The 14,228-nt window shown below is 57.4% G+C and carries 12 protein-coding genes and 1 tRNA gene; 1 reads left to right on the forward strand and 12 read right to left on the reverse strand.

The genetic code is table 11. The annotated features are described in order from the left end of the window. Window positions 1-9 precede the first annotated feature (9 nt). Window positions 10-216, reverse strand: a complete 207-nt coding sequence (locus HYU99_00395; protein ID MBI2338814.1) for a DNA-directed RNA polymerase subunit omega — start codon at window positions 214-216, stop codon at window positions 10-12. 60 nt (window positions 217-276) lie between these two features. Here HYU99_00395 and HYU99_00400 point away from each other — a divergent pair, with 60 nt between their 5' ends. Next, the gene (locus HYU99_00400) at window positions 277-2,121 is read left to right on the forward strand and encodes an NAD+ synthase (protein ID MBI2338815.1); all 1,845 of its coding nucleotides are present in this window, start codon (window positions 277-279) and stop codon (window positions 2,119-2,121) included. On the opposite strand, the gene rpoC is transcribed toward HYU99_00400, so the two are convergent. The 11 genes from rpoC to tuf all read right to left on the reverse strand — a co-directional run. Then, window positions 2,054-6,166: a DNA-directed RNA polymerase subunit beta' gene (rpoC, locus tag HYU99_00405; GenBank protein ID MBI2338816.1), complete on the reverse strand. Its 4,113-nt coding sequence runs from the start codon at window positions 6,164-6,166 to the stop codon at window positions 2,054-2,056. The genes HYU99_00400 and rpoC overlap by 68 nt on opposite strands. A 72-nt stretch (window positions 6,167-6,238) precedes the next feature. Next, a complete protein-coding gene (gene rpoB, locus HYU99_00410; protein ID MBI2338817.1) occupies window positions 6,239-10,351 on the reverse strand; it encodes a DNA-directed RNA polymerase subunit beta in 4,113 nt (1,370 codons plus the stop codon). A gap of 94 nt (window positions 10,352-10,445) precedes the next feature. Further along, on the reverse strand, window positions 10,446-10,829 hold the full coding sequence (gene rplL / locus HYU99_00415; GenBank protein ID MBI2338818.1) for a 50S ribosomal protein L7/L12: 384 nt from the start codon (window positions 10,827-10,829) through the stop codon (window positions 10,446-10,448). A gap of 65 nt (window positions 10,830-10,894) precedes the next feature. Continuing rightward, the gene (rplJ, locus tag HYU99_00420; GenBank protein MBI2338819.1) at window positions 10,895-11,425 is read right to left on the reverse strand and encodes a 50S ribosomal protein L10; all 531 of its coding nucleotides are present in this window, start codon (window positions 11,423-11,425) and stop codon (window positions 10,895-10,897) included. Between the two features lie 9 nt (window positions 11,426-11,434). Further along, complete coding sequence (locus HYU99_00425; protein ID MBI2338820.1) at window positions 11,435-12,133, reverse strand: 50S ribosomal protein L1; 699 nt, start codon at window positions 12,131-12,133, stop codon at window positions 11,435-11,437. Window positions 12,134-12,220: 87 nt separating this feature from the next. Next, entirely contained in the window at window positions 12,221-12,643 is a 423-nt protein-coding gene (gene rplK / locus HYU99_00430) for a 50S ribosomal protein L11 (GenBank protein MBI2338821.1), read from the reverse strand. 85 nt (window positions 12,644-12,728) lie between these two features. After that, window positions 12,729-13,253 carry a transcription termination/antitermination protein NusG gene (gene nusG / locus HYU99_00435; protein MBI2338822.1) on the reverse strand — a complete coding sequence of 175 codons (525 nt, stop codon included), beginning with the start codon at window positions 13,251-13,253 and terminating at the stop codon, window positions 12,729-12,731. Window positions 13,254-13,282: 29 nt separating this feature from the next. Then, complete coding sequence (secE, locus tag HYU99_00440) at window positions 13,283-13,657, reverse strand: preprotein translocase subunit SecE (GenBank protein ID MBI2338823.1); 375 nt, start codon at window positions 13,655-13,657, stop codon at window positions 13,283-13,285. Between the two features lie 148 nt (window positions 13,658-13,805). Beyond that, window positions 13,806-13,876 (reverse strand) — tRNA-Trp (locus HYU99_00445). 1 nt (window position 13,877) lies between these two features. Continuing rightward, window positions 13,878-14,027, reverse strand: a complete 150-nt coding sequence (gene rpmG / locus HYU99_00450) for a 50S ribosomal protein L33 (protein MBI2338824.1) — start codon at window positions 14,025-14,027, stop codon at window positions 13,878-13,880. Further along, window positions 14,027-14,228 (reverse strand): elongation factor Tu (tuf, locus tag HYU99_00455; GenBank protein MBI2338825.1); only part of this gene is annotated, 202 nt, incomplete at its 5' end. The genes tuf and rpmG, both read right to left, overlap by 1 nt.

Raw genomic sequence — 14,228 nt, forward strand, 5'->3', positions numbered from 1 at the left:
CGGGCGGGATCAATCTTGATCGGGGTCTTCGGGGAGTTCGCCGCGGGCCTTGCCGGCGGCGATTTCGCGCAGGGCCTGGACCACCAGTTTGTTATCCGAGGGGACCATTCGTTTCGCCCCTTTTTCAAGCTGACGCACCCGCTTGGCCGTCAGATGCACCAAGGCAAAGCGGCTGTCGATTTTTCGCAAACAATCTTCAACGGTGACACGGGCCATAAATTCCTTTTATTATTGAATTTTACCTGTTTTTAGTCAATCCTCTCTTCTTCGTCAAGAATGAAAATCGCGCTTGGACAAATCAACTCGACTGTCGGGGACATCGAGGGAAATTTAAAAAAGATCCTTCAGGCCGTGCAAAAGGCGGGAGGAGCCGGCGCCGATCTGGCCGTTTTCCACGAAATGACCCTTCTGGGTTACCCGCCGCGTGATCTGCTGGAGCTTCCTCATGTCATCGAAAAAAACCGGGCGGCAGTTGAGAAGGTGGCGTCTGCGGCTGTCGGCATTGCGGTTCTTGTCGGCCTCGTGGAAAAAAATCCCGAAAAAACGGGAAAGCCCCTCTTCAATTCCGCCGCCTGGTGCGAGGAGGGAAAGATCAAAAAGGTTTTTCACAAGAGCCTTCTCCCGTCCTACGATGTGTTCGATGAAACGCGCTATTTTGAGCCCGGCCCTGTCCGCGACACCATCGATTACCGGGGGCGCATCTGGGGGGTGTCGATCTGCGAGGATATCTGGAACGACCCCGCTTTTTGGGGCCGACGTCTCTATCCCGAAGATCCGATTGCCGAACTGGTGGGGAAGGGTTCCGAAATTCTCGTCAACATTTCCGCCTCCCCCTATTCCATCGGCAAGTTTAATGTTCGTCGCGACATGATTTCGGCGCTGGCCAGGCGCCACCATCTGCCGGTGGTCTATGTGAATCAGGTGGGGGGGAATGACGAGCTGATCTTTGACGGCGGCTCGATGGTCGTTGGGCCGGAGGGAAATCTTCTGGCGCTGGCCCCTTTCTTTAAAGAGGGGGTGACCTTTGTTGAGTTGGACAATTCTAAAAAGGGGATTTTTAACCAGCCGCACAGCGGCGCTGAGGGGGGTCAAGCAGGTAAACTCATGCCAGAAGGCATGAGGCAAACTGCGCGACAGTTCGATGACTTGCCGATGGAGGGCCCGCCAAACAACGCGGCGGGTCCGCCGAGCAGTTTGGCGGAGGCGACGCGAGCCCCTCTGAACGACATGGCGCTTCTGGAAGAGGCGCTTGTCTTTGGATTGCGCGATTATGTGAGAAAATGCGGATTCAAGAAAGTGGCCCTGGGGCTATCCGGCGGCATCGATTCGGCGCTCACCGCCTGTCTGGCGGTCAAGGCGGTCGGCCCCGCAAATGTGCTGGGGCTGATCATGCCCTCCCGTTATTCCAGCAACCACAGCCTCGCCGACGCAGAGCGGCTTGCCAAAAATTTGAAGATGCGGACAAGGGAAATTCGCATCAACCCCCTGCATTCCGCCTATGAAAAAAGTTTCCGGAAAATGTTCGGGAGGAGAAAGGCCGATGCGACTGAGGAAAATATCCAAGCGCGCATCCGCGGCAATTTGTTGATGGCGGTCTCGAACAAACTGGGGCATCTGGTTTTAAGCACCGGGAACAAATCGGAACTGGCGGTGGGTTATTGCACCTTGTACGGCGATATGTCCGGCGGCCTCGCGGTGATTTCCGACCTGCCGAAGACGATGGTTTACAAGTTGTCGCGGTATATCAATCGAAAAAAGGAAATTATTCCGCAAAACTGCCTCACCAAACCGCCGTCGGCGGAACTCAAGCCCAATCAAACCGACCAGGACAGCCTACCGCCGTATGAAATCCTCGACGGCATTTTAAAGGCCTACGTGGAGGATTTAAGGAGCGAGGAGGAGATTATCAAGATGGGTTATGAGAAGGGGGCGGTTCAAAAAGTCATCCGGATGATTGATCGCAACGAGTACAAACGCCGCCAGGCCGCCCCCGGTCTGCGCGTCACCTCCAGGGCCTTCGGGATGGGGCGCCGCTTTCCGATTGCGCAAGCCCCTACGACGCCACCGCCTGGATTGAAATCCCCTCCGTCGGAAGCCCTTCGGAATCGACATCCATCTTGACCTGGCGATAACGGTTCAAACCGGTACCGGCGGGAATGAGCCGCCCCATGATCACGTTTTCTTTCAACCCTTTCAGGACGTCGGTCTTGCCCGAGATGGCCGCCTCGGTCAGCACCTTGGTCGTCTCCTGGAAAGAGGCCGCCGAGATAAAGCTGTCGGTGGTGAGCGAGGCCTTGGTGATTCCCAAAAGCATCGGCTCGCCGACAGCCGGTTTCCCCTTTTTCTTTTTGGCCTTCTGGTTTTCTTCCTCAAAGACAAACCGGTCGACCTGCTCGTCGATCAGGAATCGGGTGTCGCCCGAATCCATCACCCGCACCTTCCGCAACATCTGGCGGACAATCACCTCGATATGCTTGTCGTTGATCTTCACCCCCTGCAGGCGATAGACCTCCTGCACCTCGTCGGTCAGGTATTTGGCCAGGGCCTTTTCCCCCAAAACCCTCAAGATATCGTGCGGGTTGGAGGATCCGTCCATGAGGGGTTCTCCGGCCCGGACAAATTCGCCTTCGTGCACCGAAACATGTTTTCCCTTCGGAATGAGGTATTCCTTGGGCTCGCCGACTTCGGGTTTCACCAGGACTTTGCGCTTCCCTTTGGTGTCCTTGCCAAAAACCACATGGCCGTCGATTTCGCTGATGACGGCGAACTCTTTCGGCTTTCTCGCCTCGAAGAGCTCGGCCACGCGCGGAAGACCGCCGGTGATGTCTTTGGTCTTGGTGGTTTCGCGCGGGATTTTGGCGATCACGTCGCCGCCTTTCACCTCTTCCCCCTCGGTGACGACGATGTTGGCCTTGACGGGCAGAAGATATCGGGCCTCCGACCCGGTGGAAGGGAGAACAATGGTCTTCCCCGAAGGATCCTTGATGGAAACGCGGGGGCGGCGGGCCGGATCCTTCGACTCGGTGATGATTTTGCGCGACAGGCCGGTCACCTCGTCGATGACCTCCTGCATGGTCAACCCCTCGACAACATCGCCGTATTTCACCACACCCCCCACCTCGGTCAAAATGGGCACCGTGTAGGGATCCCATTCGGCCAATAACTGTTTGGCCTTCACCCTTTCGCCGTCCTTCACCTTGAGAATGGCCCCGTAGGTCAGCGGATATTTTTCGCGCTCGCGGCCCGTTTCGTCCATGACGGCGATTTCGCCGTGGCGGTTCATGACGGTTAAAAAACCGTATTTGTTGGTGACCGACCGGACATTGAGAAAACGGATATGGCCTTCGTGGCGGCACTCGAGCATCGACTGCTCGGCGCGTCGTGAGGCGGTTCCGCCGATATGGAAAGTCCGCATGGTGAGCTGGGTCCCCGGTTCGCCGATCGACTGCGCCGCGATGACGCCGACCGCCTCACCGATGTTTACGATATGGCCTCTTGCGAGATCCCGCCCGTAGCATTTCACGCAGACACCGTCGCGCGACTGGCAGGTGAGCACCGAACGAATCCTGACCCTTTCAATTCCGGCCTCCTCCACCTTGTCTACAAGATCTTCATCGATTTCATCTCCGGCGGGAACCAGCACCTCCCCCGTGACGGGATCGGGCACATCGTCCAGCGCCACGCGCCCGAGTAGGCGGTCGCCCAACGGTTCGATAATCTCTCCCCCCTCAACGAGCGGGGTCATCTCAATGCCGTCCAGCGCGCCGCAGTCGACCTCGGTCACCACCATATCCTGCGCCACATCCACCAGACGGCGGGTAAGGTAACCGGAATTGGCGGTCTTCAGGGCGGTGTCGGCCAGCCCCTTTCGCGCGCCGTGGGTGGAGATAAAATACTGGAGCACCGTCAACCCCTCCCGGAAATTGGCGGTGATGGGGGTCTCGATGATTTCGCCGGATGGCTTGGCCATGAGGCCCCGCATTCCGGCCAGCTGGCGCATCTGCTGTTGCGAGCCGCGCGAACCGGAATCGGCCATGATGTAGATGGGGTTGAAGCTCGGCATTTTCTTTTCATGCCCTTTTTCATCGACATAAATTTCCTGGCTCATGTCCTTCATCATTTCGCCGGCCACCTTCTCGGTGGCCTGCGCCCAGATATCCACCACCTTGTTGTAGCGCTCCCCGTCGGTGATCAACCCCTCGGTGTACTGGGTTTCCACCTCGGTGACCTGCCGGTGGGCGTCGTCGAGCACCTCTTTTTTCCGGGCCGGAATTTTCATGTCGTCGAGACAGATGGAAATGCCGGCCTTTCCCGCGTATTCGAAGCCGATGTTTTTCAGGCGGTCGGCCAAAAGGACCGTTTCCTTGCTCCCCGCGGCGCGGTAGCAGAGATCCACAAGATCGGCGATTGATTTCTTGTCCATCACCTTGTTGATGTTTTCAAACTTCATCGCCGCCGGCAGAATTTCGCCCAGGAGGACCCGGCCGACCGTCGTCTCGACCAGTTGCCCCTTCATCCGGACCTTTATTTTGGCGTGCAATTCAACCGCCTGGTGGTCCCACGCGGCGCGCACCTCTTCCGGGCCGGCAAAAATTTTCCCCGACCCCGCCGCCCCCTCGCGTTCGCGGGTCATATAATAGATGCCCAGCACCATGTCCTGCGTGGGGACGATGATCGGCTTGCCGGAGGCGGGGGAAAGGATGTTGTTGGTGGACATCATGAGCACGCGCGCCTCGATCTGCGCCTCGGTGGAAAGAGGGATATGCACCGCCATCTGGTCGCCGTCGAAGTCGGCGTTGAAGGCGGCGCAGACCAGAGGATGAAGCCTTATGGCGCTCCCTTCCACCAGCACCGGCTCAAAGGCCTGAATGCCGAGACGGTGGAGAGTGGGGGCGCGGTTCAGCATCACCGGGTGTTCCTTGATCACCTCTTCCAGAATATCCCACACCTCGGAGCGCTCCTTTTCCACCATCTTGCGGGCGCTCTTCAGGGTGGAGACAAAACCCTTCTCCTCCAGTTTGTTGAAAATGAACGGCTTGAAAAGCTCGAGCGCCATTTTTTTGGGGAGACCGCACTGGTGCAGACGAAGGGCCGGCCCCACCACAATGACCGACCGGCCGGAGTAGTCCACCCTTTTCCCCAGAAGATTCTGCCGAAATCGCCCCTGCTTTCCCTTGATCATGTCGGAGAGTGAACGGAGGGGGCGCTTGTTGGGGCCGGTGAAAACCTTGCCGCGCCGGCCGTTGTCGAAGAGGGCATCCACCGCCTCCTGAAGCATCCGCATCTCGTTCCGAATGATAATCTCCGGGGCATTCAGCTCCACCAGACGCAGTAAACGGTTGTTCCGATTGATCACGCGGCGATAAAGGTCGTTCAAGTCGGAAGTGGCGAAGCGCCCCCCCTCCAGGGGAACCAGCGGACGCAGATCGGGCGGCAGAACCGGAATGACCTCCAGCATCATCCATTCGGGACGGTTGCCCGAATCGCGAAACGCCTCCACGACCTTCAGGCGCTTGGACAATCTTTTTTTGGTCGCCTCGGAGCCGGTTTTTTCCAGATCCTTGCGGAGCTTTTTGGAGAGCTCGTCAAGATCGATTTTGCGCAGGAGATCGCGAACGGCATTTCCACCCATGGACGCCTCGAAGCCGCCGCCGAATTCGGCCCGCCCCTTTTGATATTCCTCCTCGTTCAAGACCTGTCCCTCGGCAAGGGAGGTGGAACCGGGGTCGGTGACAATGTAGGCCTCGCAGTAGAGGACCCGCTCCAGATCCTTGAGCGTCAGATCGAGCAGGGTGCCGATGCGGGAGGGGAGGCTCTTTAAAAACCAGATGTGGGCCACCGGGGTGGCCAGGTTGATATGCCCCATCCGCTCACGCCGGACCTTCGACTGGATGACCTCCACGCCGCATTTTTCGCAGACAATCCCGCGGTGTTTCATCCGCTTGTATTTTCCGCAGTTGCATTCGTAATCCTTCACCGGCCCGAAAATTTTCGCGCAGAAGAGGCCGTCGCGCTCCGGTTTGAAGGTGCGGTAGTTGATGGTCTCCGGCTTTCTCACCTCCCCGAAGGACCACGAACGGATCAGGTCGGGGCCGGAAAGGCTCACCTTGATGGCCGAATAGCTCAACGGGTCTTTTGGCTTTTCAAAAAAGGTTGCGATATCCATAAGGTTCTTGTGTTTGGGTGCCTGGGTGCCTGGGTTCCCGCGTAAACACGGGCACTCGGGCACATGGGCGCTTTATTTTTCTTCTATCAACTCCACGTTCAACGCCAGACTCTGCAGTTCGCGGATAAGCACGTTGAACGACTCCGGCAGTCCCGGTTCCAGAACGTGGTTGCCCTTCACGATATGCTCGTACATCCGGGTCCTCCCGATCACGTCGTCGGACTTGACCGTGAGAAATTCCTGAAGCGTATAGGCGGCGCCGTAGGCCTCCATCGCCCAGACCTCCATCTCCCCCAGCCGCTGGCCGCCGAACTGGGCCTTCCCCCCAAGGGGCTGTTGAGTCACCAGCGAGTAAGGGCCTATCGAGCGGGCGTGGATTTTGTCTTCCACCAGGTGATGGAGCTTGATGATGTACATCTCCCCCACCGTGACCGGATGCTCAAAGACCTCGCCGGTCTTGCCGTCAAAGAGGGTCGCCTGGCCCGTCTCGGGGAGGCCGCCCAGTTTGAGCAGATTTTTGATTTCCTCCTCCCTGGCGCCATCGAAGACAGGGCTGGCGAAATGGACGCCGTTTTTGGCGAGGTCGTGCGCCAGCTCCTTTATTTCGGAATCCGATGCCGATTCGAGGAACTCGTTGACGGCGGATGAGTGGTATATTTTTTTGATCGTGCCCGCAATCGCATCGCGGTCGAATTTTATGTCGAGAAGCGCCTGAATCTTCCGGCCCAGTTCGATTCCCGCCCATCCCAGATGCGTCTCCAGAATCTGCCCCACGTTCATCCGGGAAGGAACACCGAGCGGATTCAACACCAGATCCACCGGACGTCCGTCTTCAAGGTAGGGCATATCCTCTTCCGGCAGAACGATGCTCACCACCCCCTTGTTTCCGTGCCGCCCCGCCAGCTTGTCGCCGACCCGAATCTTCCGCTTGATGGCGACATAAACCTTGACCAGCTTGATGACCCCCGGAGGGAGTTCATCCCCTTTCTTGAGCCGGTTCACCTTCTGGTCGTACATCATCTTGACGAGGTCGATCTGGTCTTCCATGTCTTCGATGATCTCGCCGATCTGCTCTTCGACCTCCGGCCCCCCCTCGCAGGAGATCTCCTTCCACTTTTCGAAGGGAACCTGCTTCAGGAGCGATTCCGTGATGGTCTGCCCCTTTTTGATGAGGATTTTTTCCGCCTCCTCGTCCATCACCTTCGATGAGGAGACCTTTCCCGCAAGGAGCTGGGTCAGCTTTTTCTGGGCGGAAATCTGAATGACGGCGATTTCATCGAGCTGGTCTTTTTTAAGCTTCTTGGCGGCCTGATCCTGCTGGTCTTTCGAGCGCTCGTCCAGGTCGACCCCTTCCCGGGAGAATACCTGTGAGGCAATCACCGTCCCAACCACGCCGGGGCCGGCGCGAAGAGAGGTATCTTTCACGTCGCCCGCCTTTTCGCCGAAAATGGCCCGCAGGAGTTTTTCCTCCGGGGAGAGCTGGGTTTCCCCCTTCGGCGTGATCTTGCCCACGAGGATGTCGTCGGGCACAACCTCGGCGCCGATGCGGATGATGCCCGACTCGTCGAGATTCTTGAGCGACTCCTCCCCCACATTGGGGATATCGCGGGTGATCTCCTCCTTGCCGAGCTTCGTGTCGCGCGCCACGCACTCGAATTCCTCGATGTGGATGGAGGTGAAGACATCGTCTTTTACCAGACGTTCCGAAAGAAGAATGGAGTCCTCGAAGTTGTAGCCCCCCCACGGCATGAACGCGACCATCACATGCTGCCCCAGCGCCAGCTCCCCCCGGTCGGTGGAGGCGCCGTCGGCGATGATCTCCCCTTTTTTGACCTTGTCGCCAACGTGTACGATGGGAATCTGGTTTAAGCAGGTGTTCTGGTTGGAACGCTGGTACTTCATGAGGCTGTAGATATCGACCTCCGAGGCCCCATCTTTTTTCTTGGCCCTCTCCGCCTTGACGACGATGCGCGAGGCGTCCACCGAAATGACGATGCCGTCCCGTCTGGCGGAAACCGTCACCCCCGAATCGCGGGCGACAATCGGCTCGATGCCGGTTCCCACTATGGGGGCGGTATTTCGAAGCAGAGGAACCGCCTGCCTTTGCATGTTGGCCCCCATGAGGGCGCGGTTGGCGTCGTCATGCTCCAGAAACGGCACCAGCGAGGCGGCAATGCTGACCAGCTGATTGGGGGAAACATCCATCAGATCCACCTCCCCCCGGGGCGCCAGCGCGAATTCGCCGTTCTTTCGGCAACTGACCATCTCGTCGATGAAATATCCCTTGGCATCGAGCTGGGCGTTGGCCTGCGCGATGACATGGTCTTCCTCTTCCAGCGCGGAATAATAGGACACCTCGGAGGTCACCCTCCCTTCAGTTACTTTGCGGTAAGGGGTTTCGATAAAGCCGTATTCGTTGACGCGGGCATGGGTGGACAAGGACGAGATGAGCCCGATGTTCGGCCCTTCCGGCGTTTCGATGGGGCAGATGCGCCCGTAGTGGGTGGCGTGGACGTCGCGGACCTCAAATCCCGCCCGTTCGCGCGTCAGGCCCCCCGGCCCCAGGGCCGAAAGGCGCCGCTTGTGGGTCACCTCGGCCAGAGGATTGGTCTGATCCATGAATTGCGAAAGCTGGGACGACCCGAAAAATTCCTTGACCACCGCCGAGACCGGCTTGGCGTTGATCAGGTCGTTGGGCATCAGCGTCTCAATTTCCTGAAGGCTCATCCTTTCCTTGATGGCCCGCTCCATCCGCACCAGCCCGATGCGGTACTGGTTTTCCAGCAGTTCGCCGACGGCCCGGATTCTGCGGTTTCCCAGATGGTCGATGTCGTCCACCGTCCCTTCGCCGTCCTTCAAGCGGCAGAGATACCGGACCACTTCGAGGATGTCCTCCTTGCGAAGGGTGGTGACCTCGAGGGGCACATCGAAACCGAATTTGTGGTTTATTTTAAGACGCCCGACTTTTGAAAGATCGTAACGTTCAGGGTTGAAAAAAAGATTCTCGAACAGGGTGGTGGCCGCCTCGAGCGTGGAGGGATCGCCGGGGCGCAGTCTCCGGTAGATTTCGATCACCGCCTCTTCGGGGGTGGATATCTTGTCGATTAAAAGCGTCTGCCGGATGTAGGGGCCGACATTCAGCACATCCATGAACAAAAGGGGAATCTCGGGGATCTTCCGCTTGCGGATTTCAGCCAGCTTCTCTTCGGTCAGGGCACAGCCCACCTCGAGGATCACCTCGCCGGTCGACTTGTCGATCCCATCATGGGCCGCCACACGGCCGATGATCTCTTCGTCTGTAACCGGCAGTTCCCTGATCTTGGCCTTGGCCATTTTTTCCAGCGCCGGCGCCGTAAACTTGCGGTCTTTTTTGACGACCACCTCGCCCGTCTTGGGATTTTTTATGTCGTAAGGGGCCCGGAGATACTTGAGCACTTCAGGCACGACGTTTTTGGAGAGCTTTTTTCCATCGACGGCAATGACCTCGGCGCGGTAGAAATAGTTGAGGATTTCCCCGGCCGTCATGCCGAGGGCCCGGAGAAGAACGGTGACCGGCAGTTTGCGCCGCCGGTCGATGCGGACATGGAGGATATCCTTGGCATCGAATTCAAAATCGAGCCACGAACCTCTGCCGGGGATCACCCGGGCGGAATAGAGGAGCTTGCCCGAGGCGTGCGTTTTTCCCTTGTCATGCTCGAAGAAGGAACCGGGTGAGCGGTGCAGTTGCGAAACCACCACCCGCTCGGTGCCGTTGACGATAAAGGTGCCGTTTTCGGTCATGAGGGGGATGGTACCGAAATAGACCTCCTGCTCTTTCACGTCGCGGATGGTCTGCGATCCGGTTTCGGAGTCGGTGTCCCAGACCACCAGCCGGACCACCACCTTCATGGGGACCTCATAGGTCATGCCCCGGCTCCGGCATTCGTTTACGTCGTATTTGGGCTTTTCAAACGAATAACCGACAAACTCGAGCGAGGCGGTGTTGTTGAAATCACGGATGGGAAAAACGCTCTTGAAGATGGCCTGAAGCCCCGCGTCTTCCCGCTGGTCGGGGGGAACCTCCATCTGCAAAAATTTGACATACGACTGCTTTTGAAGTTCAATGAGGTTCGGGATATCGACGATTTTTTTGATGCGCGAAAAATCCTTGCGCAAGCGAAAATTGCCCGCGGTTAATGGGTGCATGAAGACTCCTTCACAAACGGTTACGGTCATTCCCGCGAAAGCGGGAATCCATGTCAGGTTCACTGGATCCCCGTTTTCACGGGGATGACACAAGTCACTTCAATTCCACTTTCGCCCCTGCCTTTTCCAGCTGGACCTTGATCTTTTCGGCGTCCGCCTTGTTGATCCCCTCCTTCACCGTCTTGGGGGCCCCTTCAACCAGGTCTTTGGCCTCTTTCAGGCCCAACCCGGTAATGGCGCGAACCTCCTTGATGACACCGATCTTGTTGTCCCCCGCATGGACAAGGACGACGGTAAACTCCGTTTTTTCCTCCGCCGGGGCCGCGCCCGCCGGCCCTCCTCCCGTGCCCGCAACCACCATCGGGGCCGCCGCGGAGACGCCGAATTTTTCCTCGAATTTTTTGACCAGCTCGGAAACCTCCAGAACGGTCATCTTCGATACCGCCTCGAGAATCTGTTCCGCATTGATGTCTGCCATGTGAATGACTTGCTAGTCGCTAGTTGCCGAGACGCGGGTTGTTGCGCCTCAACGTCACCAACTTCCTAACAATCTTTAGTTTGTTTTTTATCCCGAATCGCCGCCAGCACATTCACCACCCGCCGGGGGATTTGGGCCAAAACCGTCACCCAGTTTCGGGCCGGCGCCTGCATTGAGCCTGCAAGTCTGGCCAGCAGTTCCTCCCGGGAGGGCAAGGTGGCCAACGCCTTTATCTGCTGTTCCGTCAGCGGTTTTCCGTCCATCCCCGCCGCCTTGAACTTCACCTTTTCGTTGTCCTTGGCGAATTTGACCAGAATTTTGGCTGTCTGCGCGGGGTCCCCCTCCGTGGTCGTCACCGCCGTTGTCCCCCTGAAAAAATCGGTTAAAAATTCAAGAACGGTTCCTTTTACCGCGATTTTGGCCAAGCGGTTTTTAACCACCTTCATCCGGGAGGCCCCCTTTGAATGAAGTTCCAGACGCAGTCGGCTGGACTCGGACACCTTGAGCCCCTTGTAGTCGGTGAGAAGAAGGATCCTGGCCTTTAAAAACTGCTCTTTCAACTTTCCAACTTCAGCCTGTTTTTCCGCTTTATTCATAAAAAATTCTTATGCATGCAATTTATCGACTTCGGACACATCGATCCGAACGCCGGGGCCAAACGTGGCCGAGAGGGCCAGCCCTTTAAAATAGTTTCCTTTTGCGGACGCCGGTTTCATTTTGGCGACCGTTTCGAGGAGGGCGGTAAGGTTGTCCTTTAATTTTTGAGGCCCGAAGGAGACCTTGCCGATGGCGCAGTGGACAATCCCCGCCTTTTCGGTCTTGAATTCCGCCTTTCCCATTTTGAGTTCCCTCACCGCCTTCCCCACATCAAAAGTCACCGTGCCGGTTTTCGGGTTGGGCATCAGGCCGCGTGGGCCAAGGATCTTCCCAAGCTTGGAGACCGCCGGCATCATGTCGGGGGTGGCCACGGCGCTGTCGAACTCCATCCATCCCTCCGCAATCTTTTTGGCCAGATCATCCCCCCCGACCTGGTCGGCCCCGGCCTCCCTTGCCTCTGCCTCTTTCTCCCCCTTGGCGAAGGCGATCACACGGATTTTCTTTCCCAGGCCGTGGGGGAGCGGGACAGCCCCGCGCACCTGCTGATCGGACTGTTTGGGATCAACCCCCAGGCGGATGGCGACATCAACCGTCTGGTCGAACTTTTCCCCCTTCATCTCGGAAATGAGGCGGATCCCCTCGTCGAGGGAATACTTCTTCGCCGGATCAATTTTTTCACGCAAAGCCTTGTATCGTTTGCTTGGCATGTTTTATTGTGCCTTAAGTGCCTGTGTGTCCGGGTGCCCGTGTTTACGCGGGAACTCAGGCACTCTGGCACTCTGGCACTCTGGCACTCAAACGACTTCGATCCCCATGCTTCTCGCCGTTCCGGCCACCGTATTGACGGCGGCATCAAGCGTGGCGCAGTTCAGATCGGGAAGTTTGATTTTGGCAATTTCCTCCACCTGCGCCTTCGTGATCTTTCCCACCTTTTCCTTGCCGGTGAGCCCGCTCCCTTTTTCGACCTTCGCCGCTTTCTTGATGAGCACCGAGGCTGGAGGGGTTTTCAGGATAAAAGTAAACGACCGGTCGGAGTAAACGGTGATAATGGCCGGGATGATCATCCCCGCCTGCTTCTGCGTGGCGGCGTTGAACTGCTTGCAGAACTCCATGATGTTGATGCCGTGCTGGCCGAGCGCCGGCCCCACAGGAGGCGCCGGGTTTGCCGCGCCGGCGGGACATTGCAGTTTGATTTGTGCGACCGCTTTTTTGGCCATTTTTTACTGTGCCTGGGTTCCTGGGTGCCCGCGTTCCCGCGTTTACACGGGCACTCAGGCACGCAGGCACTCAGGCACTTTGTACCTAATTCTTCTCCACCTGCGCAAACTCCAGCTCCACCGGCGTTGATCTTCCAAAGATGCTCACCAGCACTTTAAGCCGTCCCTTGTCCTCGTTCACCTCGTCGACGATGCCGTTGAACGTGTTGAACGGCCCGTCGATCACGCGCACCGACTCCCCCTTTTCGAAGGTGACCCGCATCTTGGGTTTCATCTGCCCCTCGTCGATGCGCTGGGTGATCTTTCGCACCTCTTCTTCCGGCACCACCGGCGGGTTTCGGCTGTTTCCCACAAATCCCGTGATTTTCGGCGTCCCCTTCACCACATGCCAGGTCTCGTCGTTTAAATCCATTTTGACGAGGATGTAGCCCGGAAAAAATTTGCGCATGGCGGTGCGTTTTTGGCCCTTTTTGATTTCGACAACGCTCTCGGAGGGGACCAAAATTTCCTCGAACAGGGGCTTGACATTGAGCGATCTGATCCGTTCCTCAAGCGCCAGTTTGGCCTTCTGCTCGAACCCCGAATAGGTGTGAACGACATACCAGTTCATTGATACTTGGGGCCCTTTCGGCCCGGCGGTTAAAAAGCGAGCAACCTTTGGGTGGATGTCCCCCAGACAGTGTCGAATATCGAAAGGATCACCGCGGCAATTCCCACCATAACGACCACAATCACCGCCGAAACGAGCGTTTCTTTTTTGAGCGGCCAGGTGACCTTACCCAATTCGGCCACGACCTCCCCCATAAAATCGCCGGCCTGCCGATTGCGTTTAAGAATAACAAAGGCGGCGCCCGCCAGTCCCAGCGAAGCCAGGTCGGGAAATTGAACCACCCATTCTTCAAAAAGCGGCCAGCGGAAATAGTCCCATACCGTCCCCAGAATCTGGCGGAAGACAAAAAAGGAGAGCACCGAGGCCACGCCGTAACTCAAGAATGTCCACCGTTTGGGAGTCATAATATTTGGGGCCCTTTCGGCCCGGTTGTGACTACTCGTGTCTAATTTATTTCGGGCCTCAAATGGCCCCAAACCCCGCGCGCACCACCGGCAAAGCCAGATGGTGCGCTTCCACTAAGCAATTATCCCCCTCCCCCCGCATCAAAAGCGGGAGCGGGAGGAATCGAACCTCCAGTCCTGGTTTTGGAGACCAGTGGTTTACCGTTAACCGACGCTCCCTCTACTTTGTCTCTTTATGCTCCGTATGCTTCCGGCAGGTCCGGCAATATTTGCTCGTCTTCATCTTTTCCGCGTGCTTTGTCTTGTTTTTGGTCAGCGTATAATTCCGGTTTTTGCACGCGGAACATTCTAAATGGATGATTGTTCGCATTATTCGATAATCTGCGTGACCACCCCCGCACCCACCGTCCGGCCCCCTTCGCGAATGGCGAACCGGAGTTCTTTCTCCATCGCAATCGGCGTGATCAACTCCACCTCCAAACCAATATTGTCCCCAGGCATCACCATCTCCACCTTCTCCGGAAGTTTGACGGTGCCCGTCACATCCGTCGTCCGAAAATAAAACTGCGGA

Source organism: Deltaproteobacteria bacterium (assembly GCA_016183175.1).
Taxonomy (GTDB): domain Bacteria; phylum UBA10199; class UBA10199; order UBA10199; family SBBF01; genus JACPFC01.

Coding starts and splice junctions, on each gene's coding strand:
- HYU99_00395 (MBI2338814.1), bottom strand. CDS start 216: ATGGCCCGTGTCACCGTTGAAGATTGTTTGCGAAAAATCGACAGCCGC.
- HYU99_00400 (MBI2338815.1), top strand. CDS start 277: ATGAAAATCGCGCTTGGACAAATCAACTCGACTGTCGGGGACATCGAG.
- rpoC (MBI2338816.1), bottom strand. CDS start 6,166: ATGGATATCGCAACCTTTTTTGAAAAGCCAAAAGACCCGTTGAGCTAT.
- rpoB (MBI2338817.1), bottom strand. CDS start 10,351: ATGCACCCATTAACCGCGGGCAATTTTCGCTTGCGCAAGGATTTTTCG.
- rplL (MBI2338818.1), bottom strand. CDS start 10,829: ATGGCAGACATCAATGCGGAACAGATTCTCGAGGCGGTATCGAAGATG.
- rplJ (MBI2338819.1), bottom strand. CDS start 11,425: ATGAATAAAGCGGAAAAACAGGCTGAAGTTGGAAAGTTGAAAGAGCAG.
- HYU99_00425 (MBI2338820.1), bottom strand. CDS start 12,133: ATGCCAAGCAAACGATACAAGGCTTTGCGTGAAAAAATTGATCCGGCG.
- rplK (MBI2338821.1), bottom strand. CDS start 12,643: ATGGCCAAAAAAGCGGTCGCACAAATCAAACTGCAATGTCCCGCCGGC.
- nusG (MBI2338822.1), bottom strand. CDS start 13,253: ATGAACTGGTATGTCGTTCACACCTATTCGGGGTTCGAGCAGAAGGCC.
- secE (MBI2338823.1), bottom strand. CDS start 13,657: ATGACTCCCAAACGGTGGACATTCTTGAGTTACGGCGTGGCCTCGGTG.
- rpmG (MBI2338824.1), bottom strand. CDS start 14,027: ATGCGAACAATCATCCATTTAGAATGTTCCGCGTGCAAAAACCGGAAT.